15 protein-coding genes are annotated in these 19,893 nt (G+C 77.7%); 1 reads left to right on the top strand and 14 read right to left on the bottom strand.

The genetic code is table 11. The annotated features are described in order from the left end of the window. Positions 1 to 58: 58 nt before the first annotated feature. Positions 59 to 718 carry a septal ring lytic transglycosylase RlpA family protein gene (locus NT8_RS31315; protein ID WP_281203493.1) on the bottom strand — a complete coding sequence of 220 codons (660 nt, stop codon included), beginning with the start codon at positions 716 to 718 and terminating at the stop codon, positions 59 to 61. A 621-nt stretch (positions 719 to 1,339) separates the two neighbouring features. Here NT8_RS31315 and NT8_RS19095 point away from each other — a divergent pair. Further along, complete coding sequence (locus NT8_RS19095) at positions 1,340 to 1,684, top strand: toxin-antitoxin system YwqK family antitoxin (RefSeq protein WP_067971334.1); 345 nt, start codon at positions 1,340 to 1,342, stop codon at positions 1,682 to 1,684. 36 nt (positions 1,685 to 1,720) lie between these two features. On the opposite strand, the gene NT8_RS29490 is transcribed toward NT8_RS19095, so the two are convergent. The 13 genes from NT8_RS29490 to NT8_RS19035 all read right to left on the bottom strand — a co-directional run bounded on the left by NT8_RS29490 (position 1,721) and on the right by NT8_RS19035 (position 19,664). Further along, complete coding sequence (locus tag NT8_RS29490; RefSeq protein WP_067971333.1) at positions 1,721 to 2,317, bottom strand: TetR/AcrR family transcriptional regulator; 597 nt, start codon at positions 2,315 to 2,317, stop codon at positions 1,721 to 1,723. A gap of 118 nt (positions 2,318 to 2,435) precedes the next feature. After that, on the bottom strand, positions 2,436 to 2,600 hold the full coding sequence (locus tag NT8_RS29485) for a hypothetical protein (RefSeq protein ID WP_157515890.1): 165 nt from the start codon (positions 2,598 to 2,600) through the stop codon (positions 2,436 to 2,438). A 141-nt stretch (positions 2,601 to 2,741) separates the two neighbouring features. Then, a complete protein-coding gene (locus NT8_RS19085; protein WP_084469086.1) occupies positions 2,742 to 3,941 on the bottom strand; it encodes a protein-tyrosine phosphatase family protein in 1,200 nt (399 codons plus the stop codon). Between the two features lie 276 nt (positions 3,942 to 4,217). Next, a complete protein-coding gene (locus NT8_RS19080; protein WP_067971332.1) occupies positions 4,218 to 4,907 on the bottom strand; it encodes a sirohydrochlorin chelatase in 690 nt (229 codons plus the stop codon). Then, entirely contained in the window at positions 4,904 to 6,067 is a 1,164-nt protein-coding gene (locus tag NT8_RS19075; protein ID WP_067971331.1) for a uroporphyrinogen-III synthase, read from the bottom strand. Before NT8_RS19075 ends, NT8_RS19080 begins: the two co-directional genes overlap by 4 nt. Continuing rightward, complete coding sequence (gene nirD, locus NT8_RS19070) at positions 6,064 to 6,444, bottom strand: nitrite reductase small subunit NirD (protein WP_067971329.1); 381 nt, start codon at positions 6,442 to 6,444, stop codon at positions 6,064 to 6,066. Before nirD ends, NT8_RS19075 begins: the two co-directional genes overlap by 4 nt. Continuing rightward, a complete protein-coding gene (nirB, locus tag NT8_RS19065) occupies positions 6,441 to 8,960 on the bottom strand; it encodes a nitrite reductase large subunit NirB (RefSeq protein WP_067971328.1) in 2,520 nt (839 codons plus the stop codon). Before nirB ends, nirD begins: the two co-directional genes overlap by 4 nt. 261 nt (positions 8,961 to 9,221) lie before the next feature. After that, positions 9,222 to 10,973: a PKD domain-containing protein gene (locus tag NT8_RS19060; protein WP_067971327.1), complete on the bottom strand. Its 1,752-nt coding sequence runs from the start codon at positions 10,971 to 10,973 to the stop codon at positions 9,222 to 9,224. 111 nt (positions 10,974 to 11,084) lie between these two features. After that, positions 11,085 to 13,910 carry an AAA family ATPase gene (locus tag NT8_RS19055; RefSeq protein WP_067971326.1) on the bottom strand — a complete coding sequence of 942 codons (2,826 nt, stop codon included), beginning with the start codon at positions 13,908 to 13,910 and terminating at the stop codon, positions 11,085 to 11,087. Between the two features lie 382 nt (positions 13,911 to 14,292). Beyond that, positions 14,293 to 14,649 carry a hypothetical protein gene (locus NT8_RS29480; protein WP_217999246.1) on the bottom strand — a complete coding sequence of 119 codons (357 nt, stop codon included), beginning with the start codon at positions 14,647 to 14,649 and terminating at the stop codon, positions 14,293 to 14,295. A 124-nt stretch (positions 14,650 to 14,773) separates the two neighbouring features. Next, positions 14,774 to 16,207 carry an FAD-dependent oxidoreductase gene (locus tag NT8_RS19045; RefSeq protein WP_157515889.1) on the bottom strand — a complete coding sequence of 478 codons (1,434 nt, stop codon included), beginning with the start codon at positions 16,205 to 16,207 and terminating at the stop codon, positions 14,774 to 14,776. Next, positions 16,204 to 18,285 carry a molybdopterin oxidoreductase family protein gene (locus tag NT8_RS19040; protein ID WP_067971321.1) on the bottom strand — a complete coding sequence of 694 codons (2,082 nt, stop codon included), beginning with the start codon at positions 18,283 to 18,285 and terminating at the stop codon, positions 16,204 to 16,206. Before NT8_RS19040 ends, NT8_RS19045 begins: the two co-directional genes overlap by 4 nt. Next, on the bottom strand, positions 18,282 to 19,664 hold the full coding sequence (locus tag NT8_RS19035) for an MFS transporter (RefSeq protein WP_067971319.1): 1,383 nt from the start codon (positions 19,662 to 19,664) through the stop codon (positions 18,282 to 18,284). The genes NT8_RS19040 and NT8_RS19035 overlap by 4 nt, the downstream gene beginning before the upstream one ends. Positions 19,665 to 19,893 lie beyond the last annotated feature (229 nt).

The raw sequence follows: 19,893 nt of genomic DNA, 5'->3' as shown, positions 1-19,893 counted from the left end.
CCCCGGCAGAGGGGCCCGGGGAGCCGCGCGGAGGGGGCGGGATGGTCGAGCGGGGGTGTCAGCCCACGACCTGCCAGTCGACGTCGACGACGCCCTGGCTGGAGGAGGCGATCGTCTCGAAGGAGGCGGTGGACAGGTCCAGGCAGCGGCCGTCGATGTAGGGTCCGCGGTCGTTGATGCGGACGGTGACGGACTTGCCGTTGGCGGGGTTGGTGACCTCGACCATGGTGTCCATGGGCAGCGTCTTGTGCGCGGCGGTCATGGCGCTGGGGTCGAAGGTCTCGCCGCTGGCGGTGGGCTGCGGCTCGCTGTACATGGAGGCTTCGCAGGAGCCGCCCTCGCCGGTGGGGGCGAGGTCGGAGCCCTGGTCGCCGGCGGAGCCGCTGTCGCCGGAGTCGGCGGCGGGTTCGGCGCTCTCCTCGGCGGCGGTGCCGGCGAGGGGCTGGGCGGCGTCCTGGGCGGCCTGCTCGCGGGTCTCCTCGGCGGCGCGCCGGTCGTCGGCGACGGGCGCGGCGGGCGGTTCGGCCTCGGCGGTGCGGGCGATGGGCAGGACGGCGCCGGCGGCGGCCTGCGGGGCCGGGGCGAGGTCGCCGAGCGCCGCGGCGCCGGCGGTGCCGCCGGCGATGAGGGCGGCGCCGGCCGCGGCGGTGGCGACGATGGCGCGGCGGCGGGTGAGGTGTTCGCGCAGCGGGGCGCGTGAGGGCCGATGAGTGCCCACGGCTGGGGTCCTTTGAACGGGGACGGTGGGACGCGGCCGCGCCGGTGGGGACCGGCGGGGGGTGGGCCGTGCGCACGAGGGGCGCGTGCCACCCGGGACACGGGGTGGGGCGTTGTCGGTGGTCAGGACCGGTATGGACCGGTCTGCGCCACTCCGCCGAGCCTAAGCATCACGACGGGGTAACGAGAACCTCAACGCGGCGTTTGTGGAATATGTCACAGGCGCCGTCGAGCGGTGAGGCCGTCGGGGGTGCGGCACGGCCACAGGCCCGCGCCGCGCGCCGGAGAACGGGGCACGCCCGATTTCCGGTGGAACGTCCTTGTGTCTACACCGACCGGCCGCACCCGGTCAACTCCTTGCCGGGTCTTTACGCAGGTCGGACAACCCGCCGCCGGTGCCACCCGCGCCCCATGGGCTCCTCCGGACCCGTTGCCGGGAAGGGCGTCCCATCCCCGGCGGCCCCTCCCCCGCCACCCCCCGCGCCACCCGCCCGCAGTGCCGCACGTCACCACCGCGCGCCCCGCCCGGCGCGCCCGCGCCCCCGCCTCGGGCGCCCCGCCCCCGACGGCGCCCGCCGCCGTGGGGCGGGCGCCCCTACCCGCCCGCGCCTATGCTGCGTCCATGGCACGGGAGTACTTCACGGACGGGAAGCCGTCGGGCGAGGGCGGGTATCGGGACGGCGAGCGGCACGGGCCGTGGACCTTCTACTTCCGCAACGGGCGGGTGAAGGCCCAGGGGGCGTACGCAGACGGCGAACCGGACGGGGCGTGGACCTGGTTCCGCGAGGGCGGCGGCCCGCTCCAGGAGGGCTCCTTCAAGGACGGCCTCCGGGACGGCCGGTGGCGGCGGTGGCACGCCACCGGGCACCTCCTCGACGAGGGGGTCTACCGCCTCGGCCGGAAGACCGGCGAGTGGATCACCTACGACGAGTCGGGCGGCGAGGTGCGGCGCCGGAACCACCGCTGACCCGCCGCACCCGGACCCTTCGGCGGCAGGCCGCCGCTAGGACCGCCCGCGCGGCGTGTGCGTGTCCAGGTCCGCGTCCGGGTGCAGGTCGGCGCGGAGCAGGTCCCCGAACCGCCGCATGGCGGCGTCGGCGGCCGGCCGGTCGCCGGTCAGGGCGGGTTCGAACAGCAGGCCGCGGGCCTGGGCGAGGGCGAGCCGGGCGAGGGTGTCGGCGCGTTCGGGGGCGGCGCCCGCGTCGCGGAACAGCCCCGCCAGCGCCTCGGCCCACCCGGTGGCCATCCAGCGGCGCCAGGATGCGGTGTAGGGGCGGCCGAGCACGGCGTGGCCGGACAGCTCGAAGTGCAGTGGGGCGAAGGTCCGCGCGGTGTCCGCGACGTGGTGCCAGAAGGCCAGGCCCGCCGCGAAGGGGCCGCCGGTGGCGGCGAGGAGCCCGGTGAGGGTGTCGCGCTCCCGGCGTTCGACCCGCTCGGTCACCGCGCCGAGCAGCGCCTCCCGGGAGCCGAAGTGGTAGTGCGGCATGCGGTGGCTGGTGCCCAGCCCGGCCGCGAGCGTCCGCATGCCGGTGTCGCCGACACCGTGCTCGGCGAACCACGCGACCACCCGGTCGAGCAGGTCCTCTCGGGCGGAGCCCACCGCTGCCGCTCCCCTCGCCGCGACGGGCCGCGCCCCCTGCGGGCGGCGGCCCCTTCCGCCCGATTGTGCCGACCGCCGGGACCCGGCGCGCCCCGGCCCGGGGGCCGCCCCGGCGGTCTCAGTCACCGCCGCCGGGGAAGCCGTCGCCCCGGGTGTGGTCGTGGCCGGTGCCGCCCACGCCGCGCCCGCTTCGGTCGCCGGTGCCGGTGCCGGAGAACCGTCCGGCGACCACCACGACGGCGAGCACCACGAGGCCGACCACGCCGATCACCACGTACTCCACGGCACCCTCCCGGTCGATGCCGGGCCCGTACCCGGGCGCGGGTACGGCGGCACGCGGGCGCGGTGGCCGGAAGCGGCCCCCGATGCCGGACGGCGGTGGCGGCGCCCCGGTCGGTTCCCCGCTCGGGGCGCCACCGCCCGGTCAGGCGACCGGGGTGCGGCCGCGGCGCGGGGGCAGGCCGTCGGGGAACAGGTCGGCGGCCGGGTCGGGCAGGTCGACCCCGTTGAGGGCGGCGGCCGCCCGCGCCAGGCCGGGGGTGTCCAGGTGGCCGCCGACCGCCGTGATGATCTCGCGCAGCGCCCGCACGACCGGCACCCCCCGGCTGCGCGCCGCGTAGTGGGCGGCGACCGCGGGGGTCCGGGACTGCCCGGCGGCGCAGTGCAGCAGCACGCGGCGGCCCTCGGCGCGCAGGGCGGCCACCGCCCCGGCGGCCTGGTCCAGGACGAAGTGCAGGTTCGGGTTGACCCCCTCGCGGTCGGCCAGCCACATCTCGACCCGGTCGCGCGCGGGCACCCGGACGCACACGTCCTCGGGGCCCAGGCGGTTCAGGGTGACGACCGCGTCGAGGTCGTGGTCGGAGCGCAGGAACTCCAGGTTGCCCAGTACCACGCCGGGGTCGTGCGGGTGGGCGACGGAGAAGGGCGTGTGGACGCAGTCGACCGTCCCGGTGTGGTGGGTCGACCGCTCCGGCCACTGGTCGGGGTCGGCGCCCCGCGCGAGGAGGACGGCGCGCACGACCAGGTCGCGCGGCTCGGCGGTGTCGGCGACCCGCCGCTGCGCGGCCACCGGCACCCCCGACACGCCCCAGCGGGCGCCCGCCAGCGCCCCGGCGTACATCGCGGCGAGGTCGCCGGCCGCGGCGGCCGCCCGCCACACGGCGTCGACGTACTGCGCGCAGGGGAACCTACCGCGCGCGGGGTCGAGCGCGGGGACGGGGGTGTGGGCCGCGGCCCGCCAGGAGGCGCCCATGGGGGTCGACGGGGCGGTGCCGTCCGGTCCGGGTACCGCGCCGTCGGCGGCGGTGCGGCGCAGCGCGAGCGCCCACGCGGTCTCCTCGGCGCCGGAGAACGCCGGGGCGGCGGCGGGGTCGTCGAGCGCGCGCAGGGCGGCGGTGATGACCCGGCCGAGCCGGGCGGGGGCGGACCCGCCGCCGGGGCCGGTCAGCTCGGCGACCGCGTCGGCGGGCGCACCGACGATCCCGGCGGCCGCCGCTGCGCCGACCAGCGCGCCGGCCGCGCGGTCCAATCGCGGATCGTCGCGGTCCCAGCGGCCGCCGGTGCGGACGGCGTCCGCGCCGGCCGCCGGTCCGGCGGTCCCCTCGGCGGTCTCCTCGGCGGGCATGGGTCTCCCCTCGTCGCGCGGGCACTCCGCAGAAGGTATTCCCGCGCGGCGCCCGCAGCGGCGGCCGCCCGCGTTGCCGGTTCCGGCCACCCGCCACCGGACCCGCCCGGGTGGACGGCGGGTCCGGCCCATGGGCAGGCGCCCTGGCCGCGACGCGCCGGGGCGCCGCCGGCTCGGCGCCTGGGCGCGGGGGCGACCAGTCGCCCGTGCGGGGCGGATTCACGGACTTCGTGGAGGTCGGGGAACGCGGGCGGCCGGGGTCCGTGCCGCCCGGGTTCAGGCGGGGACGGGGCGGTGGGCGCGGGTGTAGAGGGCGGCGGCGGCCGCCGCGACGCCCTCGTCGGGGCAGAGCGGGGCGGCGACGGCGTCGGCGCCCGCCTGGGTGAGGCGGCGGGCGAACAGGCCCGGGGCCAGCAGCCAGGTCGCGACCGCGACCCGGCGGTGCCCCTGGGCGCGCAGCCCCGCCACCGCCTCGGCCACCGTGGGGCGGGCCGTTGCGGCGTACCCGGTGGTGACGGGTGTGCCGAGGGCGCGGGAGAGCCGTTCGGCGGCCGCCGCGGTCTGCGCCGGCGAGCCGGGGTCGGAGGACCCGGCGGCGGCGAGGACCACGGCGTCGCCGGGGCGGTACCCGGCGGCGCGCAGCCGGCGGACCGCGGCCGCGAGCACCCGGGGGTCGGTGCCCAGGGCGGGGGTGACGGGGGTGCCGCCGCGCCCGGCCCGCTCCAGTTGGGCGGGGATGTCGACCCGGACGTGGTACCCGGCGGCCAGGAACGCGGGCACCACCACCAGGGGCCCGTCGACGGCGGCGGCGACCTCGCCGACGTCGGGGCGGCACACGTCGGCGAAGCCGAGCCGCACCGGCGCCCCGGTGCGGCGGGCCACCCGCCGGGCGAGGTCGCGGGCGGTGGCGGTGCCGCGCGGGTCGCGGGTGCCGTGGACGGCCAGCAGCAGGGTCGGCGCGCTCACCGCTCCTCCGGGGGGCAGTCGCCGCCGTCGAGGGCGAGCCGGTACCCGCGCTTGACGACGGTCTGGATGATCCTGGGGTCGCCGAGTGCGGTACGCAGCCGGGCGACGGCGGTCTCGACGGCGTGGGCGTCGGCCTCGCCCCCCAGCGAGGCGAGCAGGTCGGCGCGGTCGCGGACCTGCCCGGGACGGCGGGCGAGCTGCCGCAGGACGCGCATCAGCGCCGGGGAGACCGGGCGCACGGTGCCGTCGACCAGGACGGCGTGCCCGCGCAGCCGCATCCGGTGCCCGGCGACGGGCAGGCTGGGGAACCGCTCGGGCAGCTCCTCGCCGAGCCGCTTGACGAGGGCCCCGATGCGGGCCCGCGCGGGCCAGGAGGTGGGGATGTCGTGCGCCATGAGCGGGCGGGCGGTGACGGGGCCCACGCACATGGCGAGCGCGTCGCGGGTGAGGGCGTCGACCAGGGCGCGGTGCGCGCCGGTGGCGCGGGCGCGCTCCAGCAGCCCGGCGGCGGCGGGGGCGCTGGTGAAGGTGACGGCGTCGACGCCGCCCGCCACCACCGCGTCGATCAGCCGGTCCAGCGGGGCGGGGTCGTCGGGCGTGGTCCACCGGTAGACGGGGACCTCCACGACCTCGGCGCCGGCCAGCCTCAGGGCGGCGCAGAAGTCGGGCAGCGGCTCGCCGTGGAGCTGGACGGCGACGCGCAGGCCGTCGACCCCGGTGGCGAGCAGGTGGTCGAGGACCTCCGCGGAGGACTCCGAGGGCGGCGACCACTCCTCGGTGAGCCCGGCGGCGCGGATGGCGCCCTTGGCCTTGGGGCCGCGGGCCAGCAGCCGGGAGCGCTGGAGGGCGGCGAGGAGGGGTTCGGCGGTGCCCCAGGTGTCGCACGCCTCGATCCAGCCGCGGAACCCGATGCCGGTGGTGGCCACGACGACGTCGGCGGGGCGGGCGGTGAGTTCGCGGGAGGCCGCGGCAAGGCGCTGGTCGTCGCTGAGCGGCACGATGCGCAGCGCCGGCGCGCACACCACGGCGGCGCCCTTGCGGCGCAGCAGGGCGGACAGTTCGTCGGCGCGGCGGGCCGCGGTGACGGCCACGGTGAACCCGGCGAGGGGGGCGACGGTGGCCGCCGCGCCGCCGTGGACCGCCGAGGGGGCGGCCGTCACGCGGTCGCCTCGGCGGGGCGGACGGCGACCTCGGCCACGCCGTCGCGCACCCGCACGGGGTGGCGGGGCAGCCGGACACCGGGGTCGTCCAGGCAGGCGCCGGTGCGCAGCGAGAACACCTGCTTGAGCATGGGCGAGGCGACGGTGGGTTCGCCGCCGCGGTCGCCGACGATGCCGCGCGAGATGACGGCGGCGCCGCTGTAGGGGTCGATGTTGCCGACCGCGTGCAGGGCGCCGTCGTGGGTGCGGAACAGGGCGACCTGGCCGCCGTCGGGCAGCAGGACGGCGACGCCGCGCTCGGGTGTGAGGCGGTCGGCGGGGCAGGCCGCCGTCCAGGCGGTGGCGGGCGCGGCGTCCGGCAGGGTGGGGGCGGTCATGATCGGACCTCCAGGGTGTCGGTGCGCCGGGTCGGCAGGCCGAGGGCCACGGGGCCGGCCGGCACGGGCTGGTCGCGCTCGGTGGTGAAGGCGATGGTGGGGTCGGGGGCGTCGGGGGCGTTGGCGAAGGACGCGAACCGGGCGAGCTTGTCGGGGTCCTCCAGGACGCCGCGCCACTCGTCGGCGTAGCCGGCGACGTGCCGTTCGACGGCGGCCTCCAGTTCGGCACCGATGCCGAGGGAGTCGTCCACGACGACGGACCGCAGGTGGTCGAGGCCGCCGTCCATGGCCTCGATCCAGGCCGCGGTGCGCTGCAGCCGGTCGGCGGTGCGGATGTAGAACATGAGGAACCGGTCGATGTAGCGGACGAGGGTGGGGCCGTCGAGGTCGGCGGCGAGGAGTTCGGCGTGGCGGGGGGTGAACCCGCCGTTGCCGCCGACGTAGAGGTTCCAGCCCTTGTCGGTGGCGATGATCCCGAAGTCCTTGCCGCGCGCCTCGGCGCATTCGCGGGCGCAGCCCGACACGGCGGCCTTGATCTTGTGCGGGGAGCGCAGGCCCCGGTAGCGCAGCTCCAGGTCGATGGCCATGGCGACGGAGTCCTGCACGCCGTAGCGGCACCAGGTGGTGCCCACGCACGACTTCACGGTGCGCAGGGCCTTGCCGTAGGCGTGGCCGGACTCGAACCCGGCGTCGACCAGCCGCGCCCACACGGCGGGCAGCTGCTCGACGCGGGCGCCGAGCAGGTCGATGCGCTGGCCGCCGGTGATCTTGGTGTAGAGGCCGAAGTCGCGGGCGACCTCGCCGATGGCGATGAGCTTCTCGGGGGTGATCTCGCCGCCGGGGACCCGCGGCACCACCGAGTAGGTGCCGTTGCGCTGGATGTTGGCGAGGAAGGCGTCGTTGGTGTCCTGGAGGGCGGCCTGCTCGCCGTCGAGGATGTGGCCGCCGCCGAGCGAGGCGAGGATGGAGGCGACGGCGGGCTTGCACACGTCGCAGCCGCGCCCGGTGCCGTGGCGGGCGATGAGGTCGGAGAACGTGGTGGTGCCGGTGGCCAGCACGATCTCGACCAGTTCGGCCCGGGAGTGCGCGAAGTGCTCGCACAGGGCGGTGGACTGCTCGACCCCGGCGTCGGCGAGCAGGTTCTTCAGCATGGGCACGCACGAGCCGCAGCGGGTGCCGGCGCGGGTGCACGCCTTGACGGCGGCGACGTCGGCGCAGCCCTCGTCGTGGACGGCGGCGAGCACGGCGCCCTTGGTGACGGCGTTGCACGAGCAGATCTGGGCGTCGTCGGGCAGGGCGCCGACGCCGATTCCGCCGCCCTCGCGGCCGGGGGCGATGAGGTCGAGGGGGTCGCCGGGCAGGGCGCGGCCGACCAGGGGGCGCAGCGCGGCGTAGGCGGTGGCGTCGCCGACGAGGACGCCGCCGAGCAGGGTGGTGGCGTCGTCGGAGACGACGAGTTTGGCGTAGCGGCGGCCGGGGGCGTCGTTGAGGACGACCTCCAGGGCGCCGTCGGCGGTGGCGGCGGCGTCGCCGAAGCTGGCGACGTCGACCCCGAGGAGCTTGAGCTTGGTGGAGGTGTCGGCGCCGGTGAACTCGGCGGCGCCGCCGGCCAGGCGGTCGGCGACGACCTCGGCCATGGCGTTGCCGGGGGCGATGAGGCCGTACACCGCGCCGCCGGCGCTGGCGCACTCGCCGACGGCGTAGACGTGCGGGTCACTGGTGCGGCAGGCGGTGTCGACGGCGACGCCGCCCCGGGGGCCGAGGTCGAGCCCGGCGGCGCGGGCGAGGTCGTCGCGGGGGCGGACGCCGACGGAGAAGACGACGATGCCGGCGTCCACGGCGGCGTCGTCGCCGAGGCGCACGCGCAGGCCGCCTTCGGGCGCGGGTTCGATGGCGGTGAGCCCGGCGGCGGTGTGGGCGGTGACGCCGGTCTCGCCGACGAGGCGGCCGAGGAGGGCGCCGCCGCCCTCGTCCACCTGGCGGGGCATCAGCCAGGGCGCCATCTCCACGACGTGGGCGCGCAGGCCGAGCAGGCGCAGGGCGTTGGCGGCCTCCAGGCCGAGCAGGCCGCCGCCGATGACGACGCCGGTGTCGGCGCCGCGGGCGGTACGGGTGATGGCGTCGAGGTCGTCGATGGTGCGGTAGACGTGGCAGCCGGGCAGGTCGCGGCCGGGGACGGGCGGCACGAACGGGGTGGAGCCGGTGGCCAGGACCAGGGTGTCGTAGGCGACGACGGCCCCGGAGGCGGTGGTGACGATGCGGGCGGCGCGGTCGATGGCGGTGGCGGGGTCGCCCAGGCGCAGGTCGACGGGGCCGCGCGCGGTGAGGTCGGGCAGGCGCAGGTCGTCCTCCCCGGCGCCGTCGAAGTAGGAGGACAGCGCGACCCGATCGTAGGCGGGGCGGGGCTCCTCGCCGAGGACGACGATGTTCCAGGCGTCGGCGCCGCCGCGGTCGAGGACCGCCTCGACGAGGCGGTGGCCGACCATGCCGTTGCCGATGACGACGAGCTGTCTCATACCCGGTGCTCCTCCTCGGTGGTGGGCCGGCCGCCGGGGGCGGCGGGCGCCGGGGCGGTGCCTCCGGCCGCCTCCTGGCCCCTAAGGCAACCCGGAGCGTGTTTCCGCGCCGTCAGTTGCCGGTGACACGGGTGTTTCGTTGTCCTGTCACCCCAGGTGGAATCCCCGTGAGAGCGGGGCGGGCGGGGGCGCGGTGGGGGCGCGCACGCGGGCGGCCCCTCCCCCGGGGTCGGGAAAGGGGCCGCGGTGCGGGTGGGCGGGTCAGCGCACGTTCAGGGTGCGGCTGGCGGTGCCGGTGGCGCCCTCGTCGTCGGTGACGGTGAGGGTCACGGTGTAGGTGCCGGCGCGGGCGTAGGCGTGCAGCGGGGTGGCGCCGCCGCCGGTGGTGCCGTCGCCGTAGCTCCAGGAATAGGCGGCCACGTCGCCGTCGGCGTCGGTGGAGCCCGTGGCGTCGAACAGGCACAGGCCCCAGAAGCCGAGGCAGGTGGCGGTGAAGGCGGCGGTGGGCGGCTCGTTGCCGGAGGGCGCGCCGACCTCCACCACGGTGGTCGCGGTGTCGGTGTTGCCGTCGGCGTCGGTGACGGTCAGCTCGGCGGTGTAGGTGCCGGCCTCGGCGTAGGTGTGGGTGGCGGTGGCGCCGTCACCGGTGGCGCCGTCGCCGAAGTCCCAGGTGTGCGAGGCGAGGTCGCCGTCGGGGTCGGCGGAGGCCGACCCGTCGAAGTCGCAGGTGAGGGTGGCGTCGTCGCAGGTGTGGGTGGCCACGGCGGTGGGGGCGCCGGGTTCGGTGCCGCCGCCGTCGGCCGGGTAGTGGGCGGGGTCGCCGACGTCGAGCAGGGGCTCGGTCACGCCGTCGCCGGAGGTGTCGTCCCAGTCGGTGGAGCCGGTGGAGCGGACGGTGTCGTAGAGGGCGAGCACGTCGGCGCGGCCGGTGGGCTTGGCGTCGCCGACGGCGAGCAGCGCCAGGGCGCCGGCCACGTGCGGGGCGGCCATGGAGGTGCCGCTGATGGAGTTGTAGCCGCCGCCGGGCCAGGTGGACTCGATGCAGACGCCGGGCGCGGCGACGTCGACCACGGTGCCGTAGTTGGAGAAGTCCGCGAGGGTGTCGTCCTGGTCGGTGCGGCAGGTGAAGGCGCCGCCGTCGCCGCCGGGCGCGCCGTCGGAGTCGGCCAGGGCCGAGACGGTGAGCACGTCGGGGTGGTTGGCCGGGAAGAAGTCGGCGGCGTCGACGGCGTTGTTGCCGGCGGCCACCGCGTAGGCCACGCCGGAGTCCACCGACTCGGTGATGGCCTGGCTCATGGCCTGGTCGGTGCAGCCCTGGCAGCCGAGGCTGAGGTTGGCGACCTCGATCTCGTCGGCGTTGCCGGTCACCCAGTCGATGCCGGCGGTGACGGCGGACAGCGAGCCGGACCCGTTGTCGCCGAGGACCTTGACGCCCCAGACGCGGGCGCCGTTGGCGACGCCGACGACGCCGTCGCCGTTGTCGAGGGCGGCGGCGCTGCCGGCGACGTGGGTGCCGTGGCCGTTGCCGTCGGTGCCGGAGCCGTCCTGGCAGACGCCGCTGGTGCAGTCGGTGGTGCCGGCGATGTCCAGGTCCGGGTGCGGGGCGATGCCGGTGTCGATGACGGCGATGTCGGCGTCGGCCCGGAAGTCGTCGGTGCCGTTGACGGCGAGTGAGGGGTTGTCGGGGGCGAAGATCCGCTCGATGCCGGTGGGCGTGGTCTGCGCGGTGGTGTGGACGACCGCGTCCTCGTGGACGTAGGCGACGTCGGGGTCGGAGCGCAGCTCCTCCACCTCGGCGGCGGTCATCTCGGCGGCGTAGCCGTCGAGGGCGTGCTCGTAGACGCTCGTCGGGTCGGCGCCGTGCTCCTCGGCGGCCTGTTCGGCGTCGGTGCCGTCCTGGAGGACGACGATGTAGCTCTCGGTGTCGGCGGGGGCCGGGTCGGCTGCGGCGGGCGCCGATCCGAGGAGGGGCACCAGGACGGCGCCGACGAGCAGGACGGGGAGTCTTCGCATGGTGCGGTCAACCCTTCATTGGGTTCGCTGACCCTCGGGGGACGGGGGATGTCGGGTGGCCACCCAAGGAGCAGCATCGGACGGCGAGCGGGGGCGCACAATACGTAGCGGCTACGTAGTCTCGGCGGCGGGGGCGCGATACGTAGTGTTCGCGGCGGGTGCCGGGGCGAGTTCCCTGCGTGACCGCAGGCCGAGCTTGCCGAGCGCGTTGGCGACGTGGGTCTCGACGGTGCGCGGCGACAGGTAGAGCAGGGCGGCGATCTCGCGGTTGGTGTGGCCGGCGGCGGCCAGCCGGACGATCTCGCGTTCGCGGGGGGACAGTTCGGTGCCGTAGCCGCGCTGGCCGACGTGGGGGGTCGCCACGCCGAGGTCGCGCAGGGCGCGGCGGCAGCGGGCGGCGTCCCAGGTGGCGCCGAGGGAGAGGTAGCCGTCGAGGGCGCGGGTGAGGTGGTCGACGCCGTCGGCGCGCAGGGACCGGCCGCGGGCCTCGGTGGCGTGGGCGGCGTCGTAGGGGCGGGGCAGCGCGCGGTAGGCGGCGGCCGCCTCGGCGTGCAGGTCGGCGGCCCGGTCGGGGGCGCCGTCGTGGGCGGCGAGCAGCGCCCGCCACCGGAGCAGGGCGGCGCGGGCGGCGGGGGCGGAGGTGCCGCGCAGGCCGGCGGTGAACCGGTCGGTGAGGGCGCGGGCGGCGTCGGCGCGGCAGGAGGCGATCAGGGCCTCGATCGCGGGGGTGAGTTCGGCGGCCCACACCCACACCCCTTTGGCCTCGATGAGCCGCAGGACGGGTTCGGTCTCGGCCCAGGCGGCGGCGGGGTCGCGGCGGGCCAGCAGGAGGCGGGCGAGGGTGCCGGCGGTGGCGGCGCCGAGCGGCACGATGTTGCGGGCGGCGGCGGCGTACTGGACGTCGCGCAGGAGGCGTTCGGCGGCGGCGGGTTCGCCGCCGGCCAGGGCCAGGCCTGCGCGGACCAGGTCGGCCTCAGCGGCGATGAGGGGCAGGTCGGCGGCGCGGGCGGCGCGGGCGGCGGCCTCGGCCCGGTCGGCGAGGCCGCCCCACCGGCCGGCGGCCCAGTGCAGGAGGAGGCCGGTGGACTCGGCGGCGACGAGCAGGTACGGGGCGTCGGTGTCGGCGGCGAGGGCGGTGGTGCGGCGCAGGTGGCGTTCGGCCCGGTCGTGGTGGCCGAGCATGGTGGCGGCGTCGGCGAGGTTGAGGGCGGCGCGGGCGAGTTCGCGGCGGTGGGGGCGGTCGGCGGGGCCGCCGGTGAAGGCGACGTCCCAGGCGGCGGGGTCGCCGACCTGGGCGAGGAGGGTGGCCCGGTTGACGGCGACGGCGGTGCGGACCAGCGGGTCGCCGCTGCGGCGGGCGGCGGCCACCGCCCGATCCATCCACCGGCGGTGGGTCTCCAGGGGTTCGGGGGTGGCGCGGGGGACGGCGAGCGCGGACATGGCGCGGGCGGCCAGGGCGAGGCGGTCGGGCAGTTCGGCGGCGGCGCGGACGAGTTCGCGGCGGGCGCGCGGGCCCTGGCCGGAGGCGTTGAGCAGCAGCAGGCCGAGTTCGAGGCGGAGTTCGCCGCGCGCGTGGGGCGGCAGTTCCTCCTCGGCGATGATGCGCTCCAGCAGGGGGACGGTCTCCTCGGTGGCGAGGCCGTTGAGGGCGGCCCGGCCGAGTTTGACCGCCAGGCCGCAGCGGCGGTCGGCGTCCAGGCCGGGGCGGCGCAGGGCGTCGCGCAGGTGCTCGGCGGCAGCGGTGTCGTCGCCCGCGGCGGCGGCGCGGTCGGCGGCCTGCTCGGCGTGGGCGGTCCAGGCGTCGAGCTGGCCGGCCTCGCGGTGGTGGCGGGCGAGCCGGTCGTGCGGGGGGTCGGGCAGGCGGGCCAGGGCCGCGGCGGCGCGGCGGTGCAGGCGGCGGCGCCGGTGCGCGGGGAGGGCGTCGTCGACGATGCGGCCGAGGAGGGGGTCGCGCAGGGCGATGGTGCCGCCGTCGCTGGTGGTGAGCAGGGCGCGGGCGGCGGAGACGCCGCGTGCGGCGCGGGCGGGGCCGAGCCCGGCGACGGCGGCGAGGGCGTCCTCGGTGGCGGGTGCGGCCAGCACGGCGGCGGCGCGCACCGCGCGGCGGGCGGGGCGGGGCAGGCGGGCGACCCGCTCCAGGACGGCGCCGCGCAGCGGGGCGGGCAGGCCGTGGGCGTCCAGGTCGTCGGGGGCGGCGCCGCGGGCGGCGAGGTGGCGCAGGACCTCCACGGTGGTGAAGGCGTTGCCGCGGGTGCGCCGGGCGAGCCGGTCGGCGGCGCCGCCGGAGGTTGCGGCGCGGCCCAGGGCGTCGGCGGTGAGGGCGGCGACGGCGTCGGCGGGCAGCGGGGGCAGGGACAGTTCGGTGCGGGCGGCGCCGTGCGGCAGGCGGGCGAGGAGGGCGGAGAGCGGGGGGCCGGCGGGGGGTTCGTCGGCGCGGTGGGTGAGCAGCAGGCGGAGCCCGCCGGGCAGGCGGGGGGCGAGGTAGTCGAGGAGGGTTCGGGTGTCGGGGTCGAGCCATTGGGCGTCCTCGATGACGAGGACGCGCGGGGCCAGGGCGTGGAGCAGGGCGGTGAAGGCGCGCAGGACGCGGTGGCGCTCGGCGGCGGGCCCGGGGGCGGGCGGGGGCGGCGGGGGCAGCCGGTCGGCGGCCTCGGGCAGCAGGGGGCGCAGCGCCCCGCACACGGCCCCGAGCCCGGTGGGCGGGTCGGCGGCGTGCAGCGCCTCGACCAGGGGGCCGTAGGGGAAGGGGTCGGCGGCCGGGTGGCAGTGCCCGACCAGCGCGGGCGGCGCGCCGGGCGCGGCGAGCCACTCGCGGACGAGCCGGGTCTTGCCCGCGCCGGCCTCGCCGTCGAGCAGGACGACGGCGCGGTCATGGGCGGCGGCCTCGGCCAGCGCCCGCAGGTGCGCGTCGCGGCCGACGAAGGGGGGAGCCCACACCCGCCGAACCTAACCCGCCACCGCCACTCTGCACAGTAGGCGAACGGTGACGAATACGTTCATCCTCGACAGCCACCACCCCGGCCGGGCCCGCCGAGACGAGCCCACCGCCGCGGAGCGAACGGTCGACTCACTCCCCGCCGAGCCACACCACCCGGACGATGACGATGACACGCCTCCACCGATCGGGCATCAAGGACCTCATTTCCTGCCTCCCGCTATGACCAGATGCCGCAGGAACCTCCCGTGCCCCACGTCCTTCGCGTCATCACCGAGCACGACGGGGTCGCCGGCCAGCACTCCACCTCCGCGACGATGTGGGAAGGCAGCCCCGAAACGACATGTTCGGCATCCGGATCGCAGGCCCAGGTCCAGGCGTCGCTCATTGCCCGATCTCCTGCCGGGCCGCATCGAGGATGGTGCCGATCTCGGCGACCGCGCGGCGCCGGACGTCCGCATCGGGGCTCTCCTGGACCAGGCGCTCGCACTCGCGCAGCCGCGCGGCCCGCGCCGGGAGGCGCTCGATCGCGACGGCGGTCCCCCATGTCACCAGGAACGTGCGGAGGGGGACCGTGCTCCCGCTGCGCTCCGCCTGCGCGACCGCCTCGGCCAAGTGGTCGGCCATCTCCCCCAGCCGGTCGGGCAGGAGCGACGCGACCGCCGACCGGAGCGCCCCGGCGGTGAGCGGCGGCATGAGAGCGGTCGGGTGGTCGGGGCGTCCGTCGTCATGGGGACGCACGCGCGGGACCCTCCTCGGTGTCGCGGGCGCGCGCCGACCGCGCGCCGGCCTCCGATCGTGCCGCGGACCTCGGACGTTCCGCTCCCCCGCCGGACGCCGTCCGAGGACATCGGGGGCGCGGGCCTCAGCCGACCGGGGCGGGGGTGGTTCCGCTCCAGCCGGTGAGGAGGGTGTCGACGTCGCGGACGCAGCCGCCGCAGCCGGTGGTGGCGCGGGTGGCGGCGGCGACGTCGACGCGGGTGCGGGCGCCGTCGAGCCAGGCCGCCTCGATCGCGCTGCGGGGCACCGCATTGCACCGGCACACCACCGGGTCGCCGCCGGTGTCGGGGGTGTGGGCGCCGGGGGCGGCGCGGCCCAGCAGCAGGGCGAGCCGGTCGGCGGGCACGGGGTCGCCGCCGTCGTAGAGCTGGGCGATGGTGGACGCCGACTCGGGGAAGCCGAGCAGCACCGCCCCGGCGACCCGGCCGTCGCGCACCGACAGCTTGGCGTAGCGGCCGCCGTAGGGGTCGGCGATGGTGACGGTCTCGGCGGTGTCGTCGGCCTCGGTGTCGCCCAGCGAGGTCAGGTCGATGCCCTCGGCCTTGAGCCGGGTGACCGGCCGCGCCCCGGTGTAGCGGGCCTCGGGCGCGGTCCCGGTGAGCAGCCCGGCGAGCACCGCCGCCTGCTCCCAGCCCGGCTGGACCAGGCCCGCGCCGCCGCCGCGGTGCTGGGCGCAGTCGCCGATGGCGTGCACGCGGGGGTCGCCGGTGGTCAGGGTGTCGTCGACGAGCACGCCGTGCTCGACCGGCAGCCCGGCGGCGCGCGCCAGGTCGGTGGCGCCGCGCACCCCGGCGGTGACGACGAGCGCGTCGCCCGCCAGCACCCGGCCGTCGTCCAGTTCCAGCCCGGTGCCGGAGATCCAGCGGGACGCCACCCGCCAGGAGTGGACGGCGACGCCGAGGGCGGTGTAGCGGTCGGCGAGGATGTCGGCTGCGGGCCGGTCGATCTGGCGGCGCATGATCCACGGTGAGGACTCCACCAGCGACACCCGCACGCCGCGCGCGGTGAGGGCGCGGGCGGCCTCCAGGCCGAGGACGCCGCCGCCGAGCACGACCACGGGCGCGCCGGGGCGGGCCAGCGCCATGACCCGGCGGCAGTCGGCGAGGTCGCGCAGCGCGGTGACCCCGGGTTCGGGGGTGCCGTCGGCGGCGGCGACGCCGTCGACCGGGGGGAACGCGGCGCGGGCGCCGGTGGCCAGCACGCACTCGTCGTAGTCCAGGGCGGTGCCGTCGTCCAGGGTGACGCGGCGCCGCGCGGTGTCCAGGGCGGTGGCGGCGGTGCCGGTGCGCAGGGTGACGGCCGGGCCGTCGGGGAAGGGCAGCCGGATGTCCTCGGGCGTGTAGATGCCGGCGAGGACGCCCGGCAGCAGCACCCGGTTGTAGGCGGGGCCGTTCTCGTCGCCGATCACGGTGAGCCGGACGCGCTCGCCGCCGGGGTCGCGGCGGGCGACCTCGTCGGCGAGCCGGGAACCGGTCATGCCGTTGCCGATGACGACGACGTGGCGCGCGGAGGGGTTCACGCGGTGCCTCCCTGGGGGCGGTCCGGGCGCAGCCGCACGGCGCTCACCTTGAACTCGGGCATGCGGCTGACGGGGTCGAGCGCGGGGTTGGTCAGGTTGTTGGCCGCCTGGTCGCCGGCGTAGTGGAACGGCAGGAACACCGTGTCCAGCCGGGCGTCGGCGCGGTGCCGCACCCGGGCGCGGGTGGTGCCGCGCCGGGACTCCACCAGCGCCCAGTCGCCGTCGCCCAGCCCGTTGCGGGCGGCGGTGTCGGGGTGCACCTCGACGTGGGCGGCGGGTTCGGCGGCGGCGAGTTCGCCGATGCGCCGCGTCTGGGCGCCGGACTGGTAGTGGCCCATGATCCGCCCGGTGGTGGCGATGAGCGGGTAGGCGGGGTCGGTGGTCTCGGCGGGCGGGCGGTGGGCGACCGGGGCGAAGCGCGCCCGCCCGTCGGGGTGGGCGAACGCGTCGAGGAACAGCCGCGGGGTGGGGGCGCCCCCGGCGGGCGCCGGCCAGTACAGCTCCTCGCCGGAGTCGAGGCGTTCGGGGGTGACCCCGGAGTAGTCGGCGGGGCCGCCCGCCGAGGCGGCGCCCAGTTCGGCGAGCACCGCGCCGGGGTCGGCGGAGAACCGGTCGGCGGGCTGGCCGAGGCGGACTGCGAGGCCGTGCAGGACCTCCAGGTCGGTGCGGACCCCGGGCGGGGGCGGCGCGGCGGCGCGGCGGCGCAGCACCCGGCCCTCGATGCCGGTCATGGTGCCGTCCTCCTCCGCCCACTGGGTGACGGGCAGGACCACGTCGGCGCGGCGCGCGGTCTCGGAGGGGACGAAGTCGGCCACGACGAGCAGGTCGAGCGCCGCGAGGCGGTCGGCGACGCGCCCGGTGTCGGGCGCCGACACCACGGGGTTGGAGCCGAACAGCAGCAGGGCGCGGGGGCCACCGGGGGCGCCGAGGGCGTCGAGGAGTTCGTAGGCGCTGCGGCCGGGCCCCGGCAGGTCGTCGGGGTCGACGCCCCACACGCCGGCGACGTGGGCGCGGGCGGCGGGGTCGTCGATGCGCCGGTAGCCGGGGAGCTGGTCGGCCTTCTGGCCGTGCTCGCGGCCGCCCTGGCCGTTGCCCTGCCCGGTGAGGCAGCCGTAACCGGAGCCGCGGCGGCCGGGCAGGCCCAGGGCCAGGGCGAGGTTGATCCAGGCCGAGACGGTGTCGGTGCCCTTGGCGTGCTGCTCGGTGCCGCGCCCGGTGAGGATGTAGGCGCCGCCGGGGTCGGCCAGCGCGCGGGCGGCCTCGCGGATGAGGGCGGCGGGCACCCCGGTGGTGTGCTCGGCCTGCTCCGGCCACCAGGCGGCGGCGCCGGGCCAGGCGGCGGCGAACCCGGTGGTGCGTTCGGCGATGTAGGCGTCGTCGCACAGGCCCTGGGCACGGGCGGCGTGCAGCAGGCCCAGGGCCAGGGCGGTGTCGGTGCCGGGTCGGGGGGCGAGGTGCAGTCCCCCGTTGGCGAGCGCGTAGGCGGCGGTGGCCGAGCGGCGCGGGTCGACCACGACGAGGCGGGGGGCGCTGAGGTGGCCCATGAGCGGGGGCATGGTCTCGGCCGGGTTGGCGCCCGCGAGCAGCACGGTGGCGGCGCCGGCGACGTCGGTGAGCGGGAACGGCAGGCCCCGGTCGAGACCGAAGGCGCGGTTGCCGGCCGCCGCCGCCGAGGACATGCAGAACCGGCCGTTGTAGTCGATCTGGGCGGTGCGCAGCGCGACACGGGCGAACTTGCCGAGCTGGTAGGACTTCTCGTTGGTCAGCCCGCCGCCGCCGAACACGGCGACGCTGTCGGGTCCGTGCTCGGCGCGCAGCGCCGCCAGCCGCCCGGCGACGTGGTCGAGCGCGGTGTCCCAGTCGGTCGGGGCGAGGGGGGCGGACCGGTCGGCGCGCAGCAGCGGGGTGGTGAGCCGGTCGGGGGCGGTGAGCAGGTCGGCGGAGGTCCACCCCTTGCGGCACAGCCCGCCCCGGTTGGTGGGGAAGGGCGCCGGGCGGGCGGCGAGGCGCCCGTCGGCGCCGGGCTCCAGGTGCATCGCGCACTGCAGGGCGCAGTAGGGGCAGTGGGTGGTGGTCATGGGCGGGCCGCCGCGGTGTCGGCGGGTGCGGCGCCGGCGGCCGGGGCGGGCCGGCGCAGGTAGACCAGGTAGGTCACGGCGATGCAGACGAGGTAGAAGGCGAGGAAGGCGACGTAGGCGGGGGTGGCGCCGCCGAAGGTGGCGAAGGACTGGCGGAACACCAGGTTGATCGCCACCCCGCCGAGGGCGCCGACCGCGCCGACCAGGCCGAGGACGGCCCCGGCGACGCGCTTGGCGTGGGCGGTGGCGGCGGCCCGGGACATGCCCGCGTCGGCGAGGTCGGCGGCGCGGGCCGCGTAGATGGCCGGGATCATCTTGTAGGTCGACCCGTTGCCGACGCCGGTGAGCAGGAACAGCGCGATGAACCCGGTGGTGAACAGCGCGAGGGAGCCCTGGGTGGAGGCGAGCACGATGGCGGCGGTCCCGGCCGTCATGGCGGCGAACACGGCCAGCGTCACCCGGGCGCCGCCGAACCGGTCGGCGAGGTGGCCGCCGACGGGGCGGATGAGCGAGCCCAGCAGCGGGCCGATGAAGGTGACGGCGGCGGCCTCCAGCGGGGTGCGGCCGAACTCGTTCTGCAGCAGCAGCCCGAAGGCGAACCCGTAGCCGATGAAGGACCCGAAGGTGCCGATGTAGAGGAAGGACATGATCCAGAAGTGGCGGTCGCGGACCGCGGCGGCCTGGGCGCCGATGTCGGCGACGGCGCCGGCCAGGTTGTCCATGCGCCGCCAGGACACCCAGCACGCGAGGGCGAGCAGCGGTATGTACAGGGCGGCGAGCACCCACCCGTGGTGGACGCCGAGGACCGCGATCACGCCGAGGCCGAGGACCTGCACCACGGGGACGCCGATGTTGCCGCCGCCGGCGTTGAGGCCGAGCGCCCACCCCTTGCTGCGCTCGGGGAAGAACGCGTTGATGTTGGACATCGACGAGGAGAAGTTGCCGCCGCCCAGCCCGGCGGTGGCGGCCAGCAGGACGAACACCGCGAACGGGGTCTCGGGGCGCTGGATGAGCAGGATCGCCAGAACGGTGGGCACGAGCAGGGCGGCGACCGAGACGAGGGTCCAGTTGCGGCCGCCGAAGCGGGGCACGGCCAGCGTGTAGGGCACGCGCAGGACGGCGCCCACGAGGGTGACGACGGAGACGAGCAGGAACTTCTGCGCGGCCGTGTAGTCGAACCCGGTCTCGGGGGTCATGAAGAGGGTGAGGACCGACCAGATGGTCCACACGGAGAAGCCGAGGTGTTCGGCGAGGATCGACGCCCACAGGTTGCGGTTGGCGGTGCGGCGTCCGGTCCGCTCCCAGAAGTCGGCGTCCTCGGGGTCCCACTGGGTGATCCAGCGCCCGCGGGCGCGCGGGGTTTCGGTCGGGGCGGTCACGGCCTGGCCTTCCTGCTCGGCGGCGGGGACGTCACCGACGGTAGGGAGCCCCGGTTGCCGGTGCGTGTCGCGCCGTAACACCCGCGAAACGGAGACCTCACCCCGCCCGGGAGGGCGCGGTGAGGTCGCGGCGCCGGCGCGGCCGGGCCCGGGGGTTCGCAGCCCTTCGGGCCGGCCGACGAGGCGCCCCCGCCCCCGGCGGGACCGGCGGCCCCGGGGCGCCGCGGGG

The organism is Nocardiopsis trehalosi NBRC 14201 (assembly GCF_001552555.1).
Lineage (GTDB): Bacteria > Actinomycetota > Actinomycetes > Streptosporangiales > Streptosporangiaceae > Nocardiopsis_B > Nocardiopsis_B trehalosi.
Note: the sequence above shows the minus strand (reverse complement) of the source record. Positions and strands in the feature narration are given on the sequence as shown.